At 37.0% G+C, this 17,818-nt stretch carries 10 protein-coding genes and 1 pseudogene; 9 read left to right on the forward strand and 2 right to left on the reverse strand.

What is annotated here, in order from left to right; all coding sequences use genetic code 11:
* Positions 1 to 70: 70 nt before the first annotated feature.
* A pseudogene (locus BKP57_RS21780) lies at positions 71 to 305 on the reverse strand (transposase); the annotation flags it as partial.
* Positions 306 to 933: 628 nt separating this feature from the next.
* On the opposite strand from BKP57_RS21780, the gene nagZ reads away from it, so the two are divergent.
* The 4 genes from nagZ to BKP57_RS17625 all read left to right on the forward strand — a co-directional run bounded on the left by nagZ (position 934) and on the right by BKP57_RS17625 (position 5,843).
* A complete protein-coding gene (gene nagZ, locus BKP57_RS17610; RefSeq protein ID WP_072742083.1) occupies positions 934 to 2,481 on the forward strand; it encodes a beta-N-acetylhexosaminidase in 1,548 nt (515 codons plus the stop codon).
* Positions 2,482 to 2,751: 270 nt separating this feature from the next.
* A complete protein-coding gene (locus BKP57_RS17615) occupies positions 2,752 to 4,059 on the forward strand; it encodes an ABC transporter substrate-binding protein (RefSeq protein ID WP_072742084.1) in 1,308 nt (435 codons plus the stop codon).
* 80 nt (positions 4,060 to 4,139) lie between these two features.
* On the forward strand, positions 4,140 to 5,006 hold the full coding sequence (locus BKP57_RS17620) for a carbohydrate ABC transporter permease (RefSeq protein WP_050352273.1): 867 nt from the start codon (positions 4,140 to 4,142) through the stop codon (positions 5,004 to 5,006).
* Positions 5,007 to 5,018: 12 nt separating this feature from the next.
* Positions 5,019 to 5,843, forward strand: coding sequence for a carbohydrate ABC transporter permease (locus BKP57_RS17625; protein WP_050352274.1), 825 nt, complete (start codon positions 5,019 to 5,021; stop codon positions 5,841 to 5,843).
* Between the two features lie 998 nt (positions 5,844 to 6,841).
* Here BKP57_RS17625 and BKP57_RS17630 read toward each other — a convergent pair.
* Positions 6,842 to 7,897, reverse strand: coding sequence for a dipeptidase (locus BKP57_RS17630; protein WP_050352275.1), 1,056 nt, complete (start codon positions 7,895 to 7,897; stop codon positions 6,842 to 6,844).
* Between the two features lie 275 nt (positions 7,898 to 8,172).
* Between BKP57_RS17630 and BKP57_RS17635 the strand changes: the two genes are divergently transcribed.
* The 5 genes from BKP57_RS17635 (at position 8,173) to BKP57_RS17655 (ending at position 17,304) form a co-directional block, all read left to right on the forward strand.
* A complete protein-coding gene (locus BKP57_RS17635) occupies positions 8,173 to 8,394 on the forward strand; it encodes a hypothetical protein (RefSeq protein WP_050352276.1) in 222 nt (73 codons plus the stop codon).
* A gap of 645 nt (positions 8,395 to 9,039) precedes the next feature.
* A complete protein-coding gene (locus BKP57_RS17640; protein WP_050352277.1) occupies positions 9,040 to 10,539 on the forward strand; it encodes a TIGR02677 family protein in 1,500 nt (499 codons plus the stop codon).
* Positions 10,529 to 11,704 (forward strand): TIGR02678 family protein, encoded by a 1,176-nt coding sequence (locus BKP57_RS17645; RefSeq protein ID WP_050352278.1) that lies wholly within the window; start codon positions 10,529 to 10,531, stop codon positions 11,702 to 11,704. The genes BKP57_RS17640 and BKP57_RS17645 overlap by 11 nt, the downstream gene beginning before the upstream one ends.
* Positions 11,691 to 15,842 (forward strand): TIGR02680 family protein, encoded by a 4,152-nt coding sequence (locus BKP57_RS17650; RefSeq protein WP_072742085.1) that lies wholly within the window; start codon positions 11,691 to 11,693, stop codon positions 15,840 to 15,842. Before BKP57_RS17645 ends, BKP57_RS17650 begins: the two co-directional genes overlap by 14 nt.
* A 160-nt stretch (positions 15,843 to 16,002) precedes the next feature.
* Positions 16,003 to 17,304, forward strand: a complete 1,302-nt coding sequence (locus tag BKP57_RS17655; RefSeq protein ID WP_050352281.1) for a TIGR02679 family protein — start codon at positions 16,003 to 16,005, stop codon at positions 17,302 to 17,304.
* Positions 17,305 to 17,818: the final 514 nt, after the last annotated feature.

Genomic DNA, 17,818 nt, shown 5'->3' on the forward strand with positions numbered 1-17,818 from the left:
TAGAGCAAAAATCGCTAAATAAATTTTAGGAAAGTGATAATGGAATGTCCTTTTGATTCAATGATGGCATTTTCGCATTGTCAATACATTTGTACTCGCTGCCTTCTAATCGATGTTTTTGGTAAAGGTAGTAACGACATTGAAAAGCAATCATCGTAGAGAGCAGAATATGAATAAGCGTTCCGTATAAATGACAATAAAAACGCTCTGTATTCATAGCCCTTACCTCATCAATCTCAAAATAACGATTTCCATGTTTTAAAAAGAATCTCCACTTGCCAACGCAAGGAACAAATGGGGTACAGTATATAAGTTGTGTTATCTCCCACTTCAAGAGTTGGATAATCTGTACAGCAACAAGTTGGGAGATAACAGTACCTAAGTGCTCTATTTCGTAAGAGGCCTTTAGGTCATACCATTACGGTACTAACAAGCCGGGTGGGGATGAATGAAAATCCCCACTGATTGAAGATTCATTTTATTGTTTGTTTTTTTAATCAGCCATTTTAGTTATGTCAGCTTCTTTTAAATTCAACAACTAAAATTGAAAGCTAAACTATGGCTTTTTTGCTTGTAGAGGAACCTGGTTTTCTACAAGCTTTTTTGTTTGAACCAGTTAAGTAAAGCTGAATCGTTTTTTGACAAATAAACGATTCATATCTATATTGTATAAATACCCCTGCTAACCCTCATGCCGTATTTAGTCGTTAATTCATTTCATTCTATTATTCTTTTGTTCTGTTTTGAATAAATACATTAAATTAGGTTACCCCTGAAAAAAGAAAAGTTTTTATTCCTTATAATAATATTGTTGAAAATTTGTAATGAAGTGCAAGTTATGAAATTATATTTCAATAAAATAAGTTGGCTATTAAAATAATATTTGATATACTTAGATTTAGTGAAAGGGGTTACAACATTTTGGAGGTTACTATGAAAAATCTATCTGCATGGTCTTTAGACGAAAAAATTGGTCAGTTGTTAATGGTAGGTTTTAATGGAACTCATCTTTCAAGCGAAATTATCGAATTAATTTCTGAAAAGAAAATAGGTTCTGTTATCCTGTTTTCCCGAAATATTAGATCAGAAGGGCAAATAAAAAGTTTAACAAGTGCGATTCAAAACATAGCACAAGATAGTTGTCATTATCACCCAATTCTTATTGCTACTGATCAAGAGAATGGGGTTGTGAGCAGACTACAGCATTTAACACCACTTCCTGGAAATATGGCATTGGGAGCTGTAAATGATCTTAATATTACTAGGAAAGTAAGTCTAGCTACAGCAAATGCTTTAAGACAAGTAGGTATTAATATGAATTTAGCGCCGGTTTTAGACGTTAATAATAATCCCTCTAACCCTGTTATAGGAACTCGCTCGTTTGGGGAAAACAGTAATCATGTTGCAAAGCATGGTATTGCATTTTTGAAAGGTCATCAGGCAGAGAAGGTCTATGTTAGTGCTAAACATTTTCCTGGTCATGGGAATACCTCAACGGATTCTCATATAGAATTACCAGTAGTATCTAACTCACTAGAGGAATTAAAACAAATAGAATTAAGACCTTTTATGGAAGTAATAAAGAATAATGTGGATAGCATTATGGTAAATCATGTCCATTATAGTTCGCTAGATGACTCGGTAACTCCAGCTTCCCTATCAAAAAATATTGTGTATAGGTTGCTAAGAAATGAATTAGGTTTTGAAGGAGTAATATTAACAGATTGCTTAGAAATGAATGCAATATCAGAAAGTGTAGGAGTGGGCGGTGGAGCAGTTAAAGCTTTACAAGCAGGGGCTGATATGATTATGGTTTCTCATACATATGAAGCACAGCTAGAAGCAATATCAAGTATTAAACAGGCTGTACAAAAGGGAACTATTACTATTGAACAGATTAATCGATCAGTAAATAGGATTTTTAGATTAAAAAGTAAATACTCTGATATTAAAACTACTATTAAAATAAACAATGAAGAATTATCTCGGCTCTCTTACAGTAAAGCAATTAGTGTAGTCCATCACTCTGGTATATTACCGATTAAGGAGAATGAGAAGATTAGTGTTATTTGGGTGAGTGACAACAGTTATACAAAGGCAGAGGATAACCAGGTGAAGCAGTTATCTGTTAAAGCGTTTATTAAAAATGATATTTTTTGCGAACATGTTGTAGAAAATACTACCCCAGTGAAGGAATTAGAACAGGTGACAAATGAAGCGATAAAAAGTGAATACATTCTATTATTATTTAATGCTAATGCAGTATCGGATTCAATTCAAAGCATGGTGAATATTTTTTTACAAAAAAATAGAAAGCTAATTGTTTTTGCTTTAAGAAGTCCTTATATATTATCTGATTTTTCTTCACAGGTAACTAAATTAGCGGTTTACGACTTTAACCAAAATGCAATTCAGGCTGCTTTAAATATAGTAGCAGGAAAGACTAAACCAACCGGGGTAACCCCTGTTACTATAAAATAATATAAATTTATCCCGCATATAAGATGCTGTAAGGCTCTCACTTCACTTCAGGAGTTGGATAATCTGTATTGCAACAAGTCTAACTGGGAGATAACAGCATCTAAATGACCTATTTCGTAAGAGGCCTTTAGGTCATACCATTACGGTCCTAACAAGCCGTGGGGGGATGAATGAAAGCCCCGCTGATTGAAGATTAACTTTATTTAGGAGGTGATGTGTTTTTATCCTTTGTGTAGAAGCATTTATTACTAATTTGAAAGGGGTTAAATTATGATGAGAAAAAAAGCTAAATTGATTTCGTTATTATTTATTATTGCATTCGTTCTTATTGTAAGTGCTTGTGGGAAAGAGGAGACGAAAGAAGACGGGAATAAGCAGAATGACGATTCTAAAGAAGAAATAACTTTAGAATTTTGGACCATGCAATTAAAACCGACTTTTACTGATTACATCGAAGGAGTTATAGCAGATTTTGAAAAAGAAAACCCAAATATAAAAATAGATTGGTTGGATGTTCCGGCTGCAGATTTAGATAAAAAAATTCTATCTGCTGTGAGTACTGATTCTGCACCAGACGTAGTTAACTTAAACCCAACATTTGCTTCACAATTAGCTCAGTTAGATGCTCTTGTTAACATGGAAGAAGCAGTGGCAGATGAAGATAAAGATAAATATGTAAAGGGAGCGTGGGAAGCAAATCGTATCAAAGATATAACATTTGCGATTCCTTGGTATTTATCTACAGAAGTGACTTTAAATAACAAGCAAATTTTTGAAGAAGCAGGTTTAGATATTAAAAACCCACCTTCAACCTTTGAAGAAGCGAGGGAAGCTTCTGAAATAATCAAAGAAAAAACTGGAAAATATGGGTACTTCCCATCACTTGATTTATCGTTAGTATTGCAACATATGGTAGTAAATGGTGCAGAATTAACGAATGAAGATGGAACGAAGGCAGCTTTTAACTCTAAAGAAGGATTGGAAATGTTTGAGTATTTTACAGAGTTATATAAAGAAGAATTAATACCTAAAGAAGCATTAACAGGCGATCAAAGAGAAACCATCGATATGTATCAAGCTGGGCAAGTAGCATTTTTTGCAGGATCACAATTTATATCACAAATTAAAGAAAATGCTCCAGATATTTATAAAAATACAGTACCATCAGAAGCAATAACAGGTAATTCAGGCAAAAAAACTATGAGTGTTCAAAATGTGGTGGTTCCAAAACAAACAAAGCATGAAAAAGCTGCAGTTCAATTTGCTTTGTTTTTAACGAATGCTGAAAATCAACTTGAATTTTCGAAGTTAACACCAATTTTACCATCTTCTCTGGAAGCATTAGAAGATCCGTATTTCACGGAGGCTCCTGAGGGCGCAGAAGCAAGTGATCTAGTTCGAATTACGTCTGCAGCTCAATTAGAAGATGCTGAATTGTTAGTGCCACCTATGGAAAATTATGATGAACTAAGACAGTCTATGTATGATGCAATATCAGAATCCATGCTAGGGAAATTAAGCCCTCAAGAGGCTTTAGATAAAGCAGAACAAGAATGGAATGAAATTTTAAGTAAATAGATGATGAAAAAAGAGGGAGATGCCTCTCTCTTTTTTCTACATAATAGTTACCAGATTGTTGATAAAAAGGGGGGCTATTAATGCGCACAAATAAAATAACACCGTACTTATTTCTATTACCTGGCTGTATTATTCTCGGAGCCTTTATTTTTTATCCAATGCTTCAGGCAATATGGATGAGTTTTACAGATTATAACATGATCACAGAACCTGAATTTGTAAAATTAGATAATTATAAGAATTTATTTAATGACGAGTTATTTTGGAAAACACTAATGAATACTTTTTTGTATTTAATATGCGTCGTTCCAGCATTAGTAATCATTCCAATTTTTCTTGCTGTATTAGTAAATCAAAAATTAAGAGGAATTGCATTTTTCAGATCCGCTTATTATATCCCAGTTGTAACTTCTTTAGTAGTGGCTGGGATTGCTTGGGATTGGGTGTATAAAGAAAATGGTTTGTTAAATTATATGTTGGATATTTTAGGGATTATTTCAGAACCAATACCTTGGCTCACTTCCACGGATACTGCATTATTTGCTGTGATGGTTGTTACTGTATGGAAGGGGCTAGGTTATTATATGATTATTTATTTAGCGGGCTTACAATCCATACCTTCTAATTTATATGAAGCAGCACAAATCGATGGTGCAAATTGGTGGCAGCAAGTAACTAGAATTACAATTCCTATGTTGATGCCGTTTGTATTAATTGTTTCCATTATGTCATCCATTGCAGCGATGAAAGTATTTGAAGAAATTTATGTGATGACGGGTGGCGGACCACTCCATAGTTCGGAAACATTAGTGTTTTATATATATACGGAAGCTTTTGATCGGTTAAATATGGGGTATGCAAGTGCAGCAGGAGTCATTTTATTTTTATTAACCTTGGTATTTTCTATTATTAACTTAAAATTTATGGGCAAAGATAATACCAAATAGGAGTGATACATAATGCAAAGCTTTATAAAAAAAGTGTTTTTATATCTCTTATTGAGCGTGGTTACATTATTTATGATTGGCCCATTTCTATGGCTATTAGCAACTGCATTAAAATCGGGAAGTGAGAATATCTTTCAATACCCTCCAAAGCTACTTCCTGAAAATCCTACTTTAACTAACTTTGGTAAAGTAATGGATACATTTCCGTTTTGGAGATATTTATGGAACAGTGTAATTGTTGCAACACTTACAGTAGTATTAAACGTTTTATTTTGTTCACTTGCTGCGTATCCATTGGCAAGGATGAGGTTCAAAGGTAGAAATACAATATTTATATTAATTATCACTACAATGATGATACCTTTTCAGCTATTAATGATACCTGTGTATATTATTTCATTAAAGTTAGGGTTACAGAATACGTATTTAGGTATGGTATTACCTCACGTTACGACAGCGTTCGGCGTGTTTTTGATGAGGCAGGCTTTTAGTACCTTACCTGTTGAACTAGATGAGTCTGCTAGAATGGACGGTGCTAATAGCTTTCAAATATGGTTACGCGTATTAATACCGCTTGTAAAACCGTCTATTGTAACATTGACAATCTTTACTTTCGTATCAGCCTGGGGAGATTTTTTATGGCCATTGATTATTGTAAATGACCAAAATATGTTTACTTTACCACTTGGACTAAATATGCTTTCTGGTACATTTACATCTGATTGGAGACTGATTGCTGCTGGTGCAATTATATCAATGATCCCTATCTTAGTAATTTTCCTTTCATTACAACGCTTTTTCATAGGTGGAGCAATGAAAGGTGCAGTTAAGGGGTGAACTCGTTCGCAATTCTAGGGAGAAAATATTATAGAGATTTATCTCTTAAATTGGAAAAATTGGTGCAGGGTTCAATCATGAAAATGAAACTTTGTTTAGAAACACAAGCTCGTGTAATGGTTTTTCTTTTAAACTCTAGTTGCCTATATCTTACAAGAGTAAACGACTTCAGTACTTTAGAATACGCTGAAGTCGTTTTTTATTAAACGATAAGAAGTATAAAATTAGGTGCTTGTGGATAACGAAATAACCGACTAGCCACGTCCGCGCATGAGCCCAGCAACTATGCGACTTTAGAAATGCGCCCTACGATAAGTCCTCATCGGTTCTTCCCTAAGGGGAGGGCCGACTAAAAACGGGCTAGCCGCTCAGGCGTCGGCATACCCCTGTTTTTAGTGGCATGATTCCTAAATCTTTAGTTGATTCGTTCCATTCGCTACGTTGCTAAACGGGCGCTTGCGCCTTTGTTCCACTATAGGAAAGTATAAGATTTGTTGCTTTGGGATAAGGGAATAACTGAATAGCCACGTCCGGCTTCAGCGCCCAGCAACTAGGCGACTTTAGAAATGCGCCCTACGATAAGGCCTCATCGGTTCTTCCCTAAGGGGAGGGCCGACTAAAAACGGGCTAGCCGCTCAGGCGTCGGCATACCCCTGTTTTTAGTGGCATGATTCCTAAATCTTTAGTTGATTCGTTCCATTCGCTACGTTGCTAAACGGGCGCTTGCACCTTTGTTCCACTATAGGAAAGTATAAGATTTGTTGCTTTGGGATAAGGGAATAACTGAATAGCCACGTCCGGCTTCAGCGCCCAGCAACTAGGCGACTTCACGAAATCGCCCTACGATAAGTCATCATCGGTTCGTTACCTCACCGTGATTCCTTTATCTCAGTTGATTCGTTCCATTCGCTACGTTGCTAAACGGGCGCTTGCACCTTTGTTCTGAGCATTGATAGAGAAAAAATATTAGATAACAATAAAACAGGTTTTAGTACTAGTTAATCCTTCCACGTTCTCCCCAACACACGCACCCAATTTTCGTAGGCTATTTTCCTCGTTTCTTTTTCTGTAAAACCGGCAGCCTTTAAGCGATCTACCAATCGTGGTAAGCCTGTAACATCTTTCAGGCTGTCGGGTACTCTTGTACCGTCAAAATCGGATCCTAGTGCGACGTGATCGACTCCGTAATTGTCGGCTATATAAGAAATATGTTCTACGATTGTATCAAGTGGGATGTTCGTATCAAACTGCCCATCTGCTCGTAGCATATTTATGGCATAATTAATGCCCACTACTCCATCACTATCTTTAACTGCTTGAAGCTGTTCATCTGTTAGATTACGTGAAATCGGGCAGATAGCGTGAACGTTTGAGTGTGTGGCAACAATCGGAGCGTCACTTAAGTGAACAACATCCCAGAATCCTTTTTCATTTAAGTGTGTTGTATCTATCATAATTCCCAGCTGATTACATTCTTTGACTAAACGCTTCCCAGCATCGGTTAAACCGCCACCAATATTCGGAGTGGAAGGGTAGCGGAAAGGAACACCTTCTCCGTATTGGTTGGGTCTGCTCCATACGATGCCTAGTGAACGTAAACCAGCTTGGTAAAACACATGAAGCGCATGGAAATCGGTGTCGATTGCTTCAGCACCTTCGATATGGAAAATGGCAGCCAATATTTGTTGTTTTAAACAATCAGTCAATTCTGCTTTGCTTTTCACTACTTTTAACGCTCCGCTAGAGGCTGTTTCAAGTTTGAATAGAATTGCGGCAAGAGCATTTGTATAATTCAATGCATATTGCTGATTAATTGGAGGCGGTAGCGGCATATCGTACCCTGTTTTCGTCAAATGTTTTTCGGGTTCTACGTGATAGTTTTCATTTGGTGTAAAAGCGGCAAAAAAACCTCCACCAAGCTTGCCTTTTTTGGCACGTGGAAAATCAATATGCCCAAAGGCGTTTTCATTAAAAAATACCATGTCACTGTCTTGAGACTGATGTAATTTTAATATCGTATCGTTATGCCCATCAAATATAGGAATATCCTTCATTATTGAAACCCCTTCCCATTAAATAATTTATTGCTTTCCATTTTACCATGTTGAATAACAGTTAAGTAGTCTAAAAAAACAACTAACCCTATGGAGAGTGGTCGAATTATACTTATTTATACCTATACTTCTGGAGGTAAATCCTCCGAAATACACTTGTTGATCTACTGATCAGTTGATAGTCTGAAATTAATAAAGTACCTTGTGTGACATCAAATTATCTTATTGTATTTACTTGATATTCTGAGCTTATAAGGTAAGAGGGGGGAACTAGTTTGAATCTGGAGCAGATGAGTGAGCTGTTACATACGATGAATCATATGATCGACGAACTGGATAATATACGAGCAGGTAGTCAACAAGTAGATCGTCAATGTAAAGATTTAGAAATTCGAGCGAATGCTATGAAAGAAGATATAAATGATTTAGAAGAAGGTCTGCATTATTTAGAAGGAAAATTTAAAATGATAAGGAAAGTCGACATATCTCCCGTTTAATCTCGAATGTAGGATGCTGGTCTTCGCTCCACTTTTTCATAGGATGAAAGCAAGTTCCATCTGATGGAAGATTCACTCTCCAAAACGTAAGTCTAAGAACTTAAATCTATTCATAAACTGCTGAAGTTCGTTTAGAGCTTGATAAAGACACTATGAAGCGTGCAAATAGCATGCTTTTTGTACTTGCCACGAAGTTATCTCCATTCGTATATAGTGAATATTTTGGCGTAATCTGTAACCAGATCAACTTGCCCACTCAGCCTCATGAGAGTTCTTTATGCTTTAGAAGCTGAAAGCAGATGCCCCGATTTTAAATGTTTCCCCACTGCGTATTTTCATTTAGTACATTTTACCTTGTTTATGAACATATCTTCGTGCTTGTTATCTATGTTATATAAGATGCTGTAAGACTCTCACTTCAGGAGTTGGATAATCTGTACAGCAACAAGTCTAAGTGGGGGGTAACAGCAGCACCTAAATGCCCTATTTCGTAAGAGGTCTTTAGGTCATAGCATTACGACAAGCAGTGGGGGATGAATGAAAACCCCCACTGATTGAAGATTCACTTTGTTTTGTACGGTTGGACTTCAATTTCATTAGACTTTACAATAAAAAGAAAAGACAATTTATGTAGGAGAATGTCTAATGATGCAAACTTTTAAAAAGGTCATTGAAGCAAGTTATTTAACAGCTGAAAAAGCTTGGAGTTATCGAGCTATTCTGCGTTATTTTTATATACAGCATGAACGGATGCGGGAGTTTCTATTTCCTGAAGAAATATTGGCGCACCTTAAAGGATCATCTGATTTTAAAGATTATACGGAAGAGCAGCTACATCAGGATTTGGAGCAGTTGGTTAGATGGAATAACTTGTTGGCTCGTCAAGAAATGGGCAGAGCACATACGATTGAAGAGTTTAAGAAGAAACGCTTTCGTTATCAATGTACACCTTACACCGTTGAATTTGAACGAATGCTATCTGAAATGGAAAAAGGCGGCGACGTTTTTGGTGGATCACTAGAGAAAAAAGAATTTGAACGGTTATATCAAACATTAGTTGACATGGAAAAGGCACTTCAACAACCTGCTTTGCCTCAAGCCGATGACTGCTCTCAATTATGGAATGATATTTTTACTTACTTTCGATCGATTACGAAAAACACGTCTGATTATATTGCCCATATTAACAGTGAACAGGCAGAAGAAAGGATGCATACAGAAGCTTTTCTTGTATTTAAAGATCAATTCACATCGTATTTGCGAGATTTTATTGTTGGTTTGCAGCATACAGCACAAAAAATTCAACAATTACTTCGCTCCATTGATATGGAGAAGCTACGACCATTTATCCAGCAGGTCATTGTTCATCAGCAACATGTTCCGAGATTTGAGGAGGTAATGGATGATACAGCACTAATGGAGGATATGGAGGGAAAATGGCAAACATTAACGGTTTGGTTTTTAGGAGATGCTTATCGCGAAAGCGAATTGGACAGCTTGCAAACACGAACCAATGAACAAATCCGCCGCATTACTCGCGTAGTTCAACGGTTAGGAGAGCGACATCATTATTTCCGTAGTCGTAAAAAAGATTATTTACATTTAGCAAACTGGTTTGCTTCGATGGAAAACGTTGACGAAGCTCATGAATTATCTGCTGTAGCTTTTGGTGTATTGCATACCCGTCATTTATTTAGTGACCATATACCATCAGAGGATATTTATACAGATACTTGGCAAGAGCAACCAATAAAACATGAAACGAATCCACGAATCCGTAATTACCGTGAAAAAACCAAAGCAGGTGCAATTATCAATCAGCGGGAAGCGAAAGAAACTGTCCGAAAGCAATATTTACAAGAAAAGCTTGCTGAACAAAACACGATAGAAAAATATATAGAGGGAAATACCATCACGATTGAAAACCTACCAATTATTGAAACAAATGTAAGAAAAATGTTGCTCAGCTGGATTGGAAAAGCGATGGCTAAACAAGATCGAACCTTTAAAACCGAGCACGGAAGGGTTGTAAAAGTCCATCTGACTCCCGAGCGACGAGTTCCATTGCGAGCAGAAGATGGAACGATGGAAATGCCAGCAGTGACATTTGAGTTTTTAGATGAGGTGAGCAACCATGGAGCATAATCAGTTCGATGATAAAGCGCAAACGGCAATGCGGATGTTGTTTGAACATTTTTGGATACTGCGAGCTAAACAACCAGAAGCCTACCAGTTTATTAGAGAAAGAGAAAAAGTAATTAAGCGTTATGTAACCGACAAGCTTGGCTTTGACTTAATCGTACATCAGCATTTTATTAAGTTGGAAAAAATACCTGTCGAAACAAAAAGCTGGATGGGTATGCAAGAGTTTCAAGAGCCTCGTGATTATGCGATTTTCTGTTGTGCTTTAGCCTTTACAGAAAACCGTACCGTAGATGAACAATTTTTATTAACGGAAATATGTGAAGACATTAAAGATCTTTATCCAGGTGATCTTCCTCTAGATTGGACGAATTATCATCACCGTAAATCGCTTGTTCGGGTTATTAAACAGCTGGAAAAGCTGTCCATTCTGTCAGTGGTGGAAGGAGAAGTCGAACATTTCGCCTTGAATGAAGAGCATGAAGTGTTGTATGAAGTAACGGTATATGCAAGATACTTTATGCGATCTTATCCAAAAGATTTAATGGATTACCATTCTAAAGAAGATATTATGCAAGGCGAGTGGGATAGACATGAAGCAGTAGATGGGCGACGTAAACGCGTCTATCGTAAATTACTGTTATCACCAGCTGTTCAACGAATGGGTGAGGATGATCCTGATTTTGCTTATATCCGAAATTATCGTAATCGTTTGCGGGATGATTTAGAAGAGCATACTTTATTTCGTTTTGAAATTTTTAAAAATGTTGCCTTGCTCGTAGCAGAAGAGAAAAAACAGGAGCTTACGTTATTTCCTGATCAGAAAGCTATTATGGATGTTGCGTTGCATCTTGCAACTTACATTAGAGATCATCAAGCAGATTATAAACCAGATACATTTGGAAATATACGCATCAGCGCAGTTGCATTTGAACAAATTATTACTTCTCTCCATGAACAATATGGAGCAGGATGGAGTAAGCAATATCGGGAAGGTAGTATAAAACAAACACAAAAGGAATTAACCGAAACGTTGAAAAGTTGGGAGATGCTTCAGCAAGATGATTTTACGAAAGACTATATCATTCGCCCATTGCTCGGTCGTGTAGTGGGGAAATACCCAAGGAAATTTGTAGAAGAAGGGATGTCACAGCATGAGCAAAAATAAATGGCAGTTGCATCGTGCGGGGTTATTGAATTTTTGGTACTATGATGATGAATTTTTTGAATTTGCAGACGGGAAACTTTTATTGCGAGGCAGTAATGGCTCTGGAAAATCAGTAACGATGCAAAGTATTTTACCAGTTCTTTTAGATGGTAAAAAATCTCCTGATCGGTTAGATCCATTTGGTTCTAAAGCGAGAAAGATGGAAGACTATTTGCTTGGTGAAAAGGATATCGTTGATCGAGATGAACGTACTGGTTATTTATTTATTGAATACAAACGTCAACATACGGATCAGTATATGACAACAGGTATTGGTATGCAGGCGCGGCGACATAAAACAATGAACACATGGTATTTTATGATTACGGATAACCGACGCATCAATGAAGATTTGCTGTTGTACGAAACAGAAAGGCACGCTGGAGAAACGCAGCAAATTCCACTCTCGCGGGTGCAATTAGAGAATCGAATTGGTGATGGGGGACATGTCGTTCGTACACAGACCGAATATATGCAACTTGTAAATAAATATATTTTTGGATTCGAGGAAATTGATGCATTTGAAGATTTAATCAAGCTGTTAATTCAATTGCGTAGTCCAAAACTATCGAAAGATTTTAAGCCAACGGTCATATATGAAATATTAGAAGCTGCACTTCCTCCTTTAACCGATGAAGATTTACGCCATTTATCGGATACGATTGAACATATGGATCAAACAAAACAACAAATTGAGCAATTAGAACGTGAGCAGGAGGCGTTAAACAAGTTAATTAGGCGTTACGATGATTACAATACGTATATGATCACTGCTGCGGCTCACGAATATATGGAAACGAAGCAACAGTATACGAGAAAAGCGAATGTATTGGAAGAAAAAAAGCGAGAAGTAGAAAAGCTAGAAGCAGCGATTCTGAACTTATATGAACGAAATAGAACGTTAGAACAAGAGAAAGACATACTAGAGAAAAAGCAAGAGCGACTACGCCATCATAAAGTTTGGAATTTAGAAAAGGACCTTACAAATGAGCAACAGACCTTGGAAGAAATCGATGCAGATATGACGCGTAAACAGAATCAAGTTTCAGAAAAAAAGCGGTTAGAATTACGAACAGAAGATAACATTTCTACATTAGAAGCTGAAATCACAGATGTGGAAGAGACGATGGATGATGAATTAGAGGACTTACAACTTGCTGCTGAAGAAGCTTCTTTTATGCAGCATGATATCAACGAACAGGATTTTAAACGGCATCAAATGGAGAAATTTGATTTTACTGTTTGGCGTCAGGAAGCGGAAGCACATTATCAGTTGTTAGATACGATCACCGACGAGGTTCGTACGTATGAACAGCTACAACAACAATTAGTCGATTTTCAAAAGAAGCTCGCTGATTCGTCGCTACAATTAGATACAATCCGTCAAGAAGAAAAGGATTGGCGAAATGTGTTTGAAGAGGATAAACAGGAAAAGCTTTCTGAAATTTATCAGTGGGTAGAAACGAATGCATTTCTACCAATTGATGAAGAAATATTGCAAAAAACGGCACGGGAGATCGACCAGCTTTATGGTGAAAATACGTATGAAGATATCCGCCAACTGTTTGTGAAAAAAAGTACTTCTTACCAAATGAATAAAAATGAGGTCATTGCAACGCATTTAGGAAATTTGTCATTTGTTCAAGAAGAATTAAAACACAAAAAAGCAGAATTAACATCGTGGCAAACGAAACGTGATCCTGAACCACCATATCAGAAAGAAGCAACGAAACATGCACGAATGCAACTGAAAGAAAAAGGCTATGCATTTGCTCCTTTTTATGAGGTTGTTGAATTTCAAGACCATGTACCAGAAGCGCTACGAAAACAGCTAGAAGCTATATTGCTCGATGCTAATATATTGGATAGCTTAATGGCGGAAAATGGAATACCGCTTGCCAATGACCGGATTATTACGCCACAGCCGCAAATGATGGCACATACGCTTGCGGATTATTTAAAACCAGATATAGATCCGGAACAATCTTTACCTGAACAATTGGTTGATGATGTGCTTCGCAGTATTTTAGTAGAAGAAGAGCTACAGACAGAGAGCTTTAGCTTTAATGAAGATGGAAAATATCGAATAGGTTTAGTGGAAGGACACACATCTAGCGTGGATGCTGTTCGCTATATTGGAAAAAATGCCCGCAAACGATATCGTGAGGAAATGATAGCACAACTTCAGGAAGATATAGAAGGCTTACAACACCAAATTAATGAGGTGAACAAGAAAATTCGTGATCTAGAAGCAAGTGTCCTTGCTGCACAAGAAGCTATGAAGCAATTTCCTGATGATGCAGATTTGCAAGTAAGTTATACAAAAATGAAAGAAAAGCAATTTGAGGGTAAGCAACTGCAGAAGGAATTAGAACGAATCGACGCTGAAATGCAAGCAACGAATCAGGTGTATCAAGAGAAAAAACGATTACTTGACGAAAAAACAAGAGAGTTAAATATTACCTTTTCCCTAGAAGGGTATCTAGAAGCGAAAAAAGAAATGCGTCGTTACGAAAAGACGTTGAGTTCGTTAGTTACTGCTCATACTACCTTTTTACTCCAACAAGAAAGTATGATCCAAACTCGTGAGCGATTAGCACAAATAATAGTTGAGGTCGATGAGTTAAATGGAGAATTAAATGTAGTAGCTGATAAAAAGGCGAAAGTAAAAGGAAATATGAAAGAGATTGAACGGCAATTAGACAGGCATGGTGTTGCAGATATTCGTAAGCAAATTCAAGAGGTACAACAATCTTTAAAGCAGACGGAAAAAGAACACCTTGAAATCCAAGTCAATATACCTAAAAAAGAAGCAAATCGTGATATGCTGACACAACAAATTCAGGAAGAAAAGCAGCAGCTGTCATTTTTGGAGAAGATGATTGAAGCGTGGCAGGACACGTTTGTTCAGGAGATTCATTATCAATTTATATCATTTCCAGAGACATATGAGACAAATGAAGATCGTGCGAAGTGGGTTCTAAAAACGTATAAGCATTGGTTAAAAGAAAAAAATTTAACGACAATTGAAGGACAATTGACGAGTGTATATTATGAACAACATTCCAATCTTATGGAATATAGGATGTCTGATGTACAGGTACAAGCGGAACATTATCCATGGATGGAAGAAGAATGGAAAGACGATCAACGGCTAAAAATCCAATATTGGAAGGAAAAGGCTACCCGGCGATTAATTCAGCTTGATTATCAAGGGAAGCGTGTTGACCCTTATGTCGTACGGGAGAAAATAGAAAATGATTGCTTACAGCAACAACATTTGTTGGATGACCAAGATCGTAAATTGTATGAGGAAATTTTATTTGACTCCGTGGGCAAAAAATTAAGGAGCCGTATTAGTAGGGCACAACAATGGACAGAAAAAATGGATAAGTTGATGGCAGCAAGTGATTCATCATCTGGCTTATCTTTTTCCATCAAATGGAAACCGCGTACAGCTGAAACCGAAGTAGAGCTCGATACAAAAGAATTGGTCGATTTATTACGTCGTGATTCTCGTTTGCTAAAAGAAGAGGATATGTTAAAAGTAATTGAACATTTTCGTTCCAGAATTGCTAGAGCAAAAGAGCTTGTTGAGATTAAGGGAGAAGGCAGTACACTTTTACAGGTGTTAAAGGATGTGCTCGATTATCGAAACTGGTTTTCGTTCGTATTATCTTATAAGCGGACAGGTGAACCGAAAAGAGAGCTTTCTAACCATGCCTTTTATCAATTCAGTGGTGGGGAAAAAGCAATGGCGATGTACATTCCATTATTCACAGCCTGTTATTCCCGTTATTTAGAAGCTGCAGATACGGCTCCTTATATCATTACTTTGGATGAGGCTTTTGCGGGAGTGGATGAAGATAATATTAGTGTGATGTTTCGTTTAGTAGAGGAGTTAGGTTTTAATTATATGATGAACTCTCAAGTACTTTGGGGCGATTATGAAACGATATCAAATCTGGCAATTTATGAGCTCGTTCGACCGAAAAATCAAGATTTCGTTACAGTTATTCGCTATCATTGGGACGGAAATAAGCGCTCATTAGTTGTAAATGATATGATAAATAAAAAAACGAACACCATGAATGTATAGGCATATAACGAGAGGGAGGAGAAGAATTTGGGACATCATACATCTCCCTCTACTTCATTAATCATATTAGCTAGCTCCCCAGTAAATCGTTTCTGGCTAGTTGAACATAGTTAAGGATATGCGATGATAGATTTCTTCATAGAAAGTGGTGTGAAGCAGAATGGAAACGGAGGACCTTTTAAAGGAAGCTACCTTGTTTTTTAAGAGTGAACAAGCATATGATAAGCTGTTTAAGCAGTTTCGTAAAAAGTATGAATCGCTTGGTCGAATTGGAGGGACGATTTCGGTTCAACTATTTTCAGAGCGAGAATTAGAGGTTATTGCTAGCTTCTATGGTACAACGAAAGAAACATTAATGAAGAAGGGCACGATACATGTTGCCCAATTTGCAAGCCAGCTTCAAGAGACGAAATACTATGGAATCGAATTAAAGCAACTCTTGGACTATTATTTTGGTGAAGAAATCATTTCTAAAAAACAACGCAAGGAAATAGCGCAACATCGACTAGAATCTCATTTACAACAACTAGCATCGTCTTATCCTTTGCTTTTTGATTGGCTCCTATATGTACTATCGACGCCTTCTGACATGAGGTGGGTTGTTCGTTTAGCTGAAAAGGATGTTACTTATTTTGATCAATTAGTAGGTAAATTAGCTAAAGCGCGAGAACATTTGCCGACTAAGCCAGAGCGTTTACCTATGTTTAGCCAACGTATAACGGCAGACCCGCATGCCTTTGATATTAATACAGATTTAGGAAAATTATTTATTGATGTGTTAGCTTTTTATCATCCAGAATGGTCCAAACATGAGGTGCCACAAACAACAGAGTCAATCAATGAGCTTTTACGCGTTCACCACATTTACCGGGATGACCTATTAAACTTTGTTACGTGTTCAGGGCTTCTAGCAGAAACAATGGAAGATGTTTTGCATCCAGTATGGTCCGCAGCTGTAAAAATGAATACAGTGCAAAATGTTCCATTGCGAGAGTTATTTGTGATAAATAGAATCTTCCCTGCTATTGGAAGCCATGTTTGGGTTGTGGAGAATTCGGGCGTCTGCTCTGCTTTACTGGATGAGCTACCAAACACTCCAATTGTTAGCACGAATGGGCAATTTAAGCTGGCAGCATGGATATTACTAGACTTACTTGCTAAGGAAGGTTGCACCATTTATTATGCCAGTGACTTTGATCCTGAAGGCTTGGGTATGGCTGAAAGATTATTATATCGTTATCCTCAACATGTGAGGGTTTGGCAAATGAGCATACGAGCTTATAAAAAGAGTAACCCAGTCAAATCAATAGACGAAGAGCGATTGAAAAAACTCGAGCGCATTGAACATCCAGATTTGCTCACACTTGCTCAAGAAATAAAGCGAACCAAAAAGGTGGGGTACCAGGAAGCGCTAGTAAAGGATATGCTACATGATATTCAGCAAAAGCTACTAAGAGCTTAATAAAGAGGAGTGACATGCAGAAAAAGTTTTGTCGAGGACATCTAGTTCTCTGGGCTTTAAAGGGCAAAAAGTTGCTGTTAAGTATTTACAGAAGATAAAAAAATCGGAAAATAATTATGAAGTTAAATGGAATGTTAAAAATAGAAAAGGCAAAGTAACTAGCTTAGTAAAAGTGTTTCATAAGCAAGGCAAAAAGCAAAATAGAGTGTTTGCTATTGATAATGGGGCAATTCCTTTAGAGGCAAGGACAGATCCATGTTTGGAATTTTCATGTAGCTGCAAATATAAGCGTTCATCATTCTTTAAGAGCACTAGTATCTAGTAAACAATAAACCTATAAAAGGTCGAACGATATTATATTAATTTATTTATAAGAGGCTAAGACATAAGCAAATACTATATAGCAAAAGCCGAACGATCAATTTATAATTGTTCGGCTTATTTGTATTAGAAAATTCTTACCATGGCTACGTCAAAATCCTTCGCTTTCCGGGGCGCCTCAGCTTCCTGAAAG

It is taken from the genome of Virgibacillus sp. 6R (assembly GCF_001895305.1).
GTDB lineage: Bacteria > Bacillota > Bacilli > Bacillales > Amphibacillaceae > Virgibacillus > Virgibacillus pantothenticus.

Excerpts from the sequence above, each read along its gene's own strand:
- BKP57_RS17645 (WP_050352278.1), top strand. The coding sequence starts at position 10,529 with ATGGAGCATAATCAGTTCGATGATAAAGCGCAAACGGCAATGCGGATG.
- BKP57_RS17630 (WP_050352275.1), bottom strand. The coding sequence starts at position 7,897 with ATGAAGGATATTCCTATATTTGATGGGCATAACGATACGATATTAAAA.
- BKP57_RS17640 (WP_050352277.1), top strand. The coding sequence starts at position 9,040 with ATGATGCAAACTTTTAAAAAGGTCATTGAAGCAAGTTATTTAACAGCT.
- BKP57_RS17615 (WP_072742084.1), top strand. The coding sequence starts at position 2,752 with ATGATGAGAAAAAAAGCTAAATTGATTTCGTTATTATTTATTATTGCA.
- BKP57_RS17625 (WP_050352274.1), top strand. The coding sequence starts at position 5,019 with ATGCAAAGCTTTATAAAAAAAGTGTTTTTATATCTCTTATTGAGCGTG.
- nagZ (WP_072742083.1), top strand. The coding sequence starts at position 934 with ATGAAAAATCTATCTGCATGGTCTTTAGACGAAAAAATTGGTCAGTTG.
- BKP57_RS17655 (WP_050352281.1), top strand. The coding sequence starts at position 16,003 with ATGGAAACGGAGGACCTTTTAAAGGAAGCTACCTTGTTTTTTAAGAGT.
- BKP57_RS17650 (WP_072742085.1), top strand. The coding sequence starts at position 11,691 with ATGAGCAAAAATAAATGGCAGTTGCATCGTGCGGGGTTATTGAATTTT.
- BKP57_RS17620 (WP_050352273.1), top strand. The coding sequence starts at position 4,140 with ATGCGCACAAATAAAATAACACCGTACTTATTTCTATTACCTGGCTGT.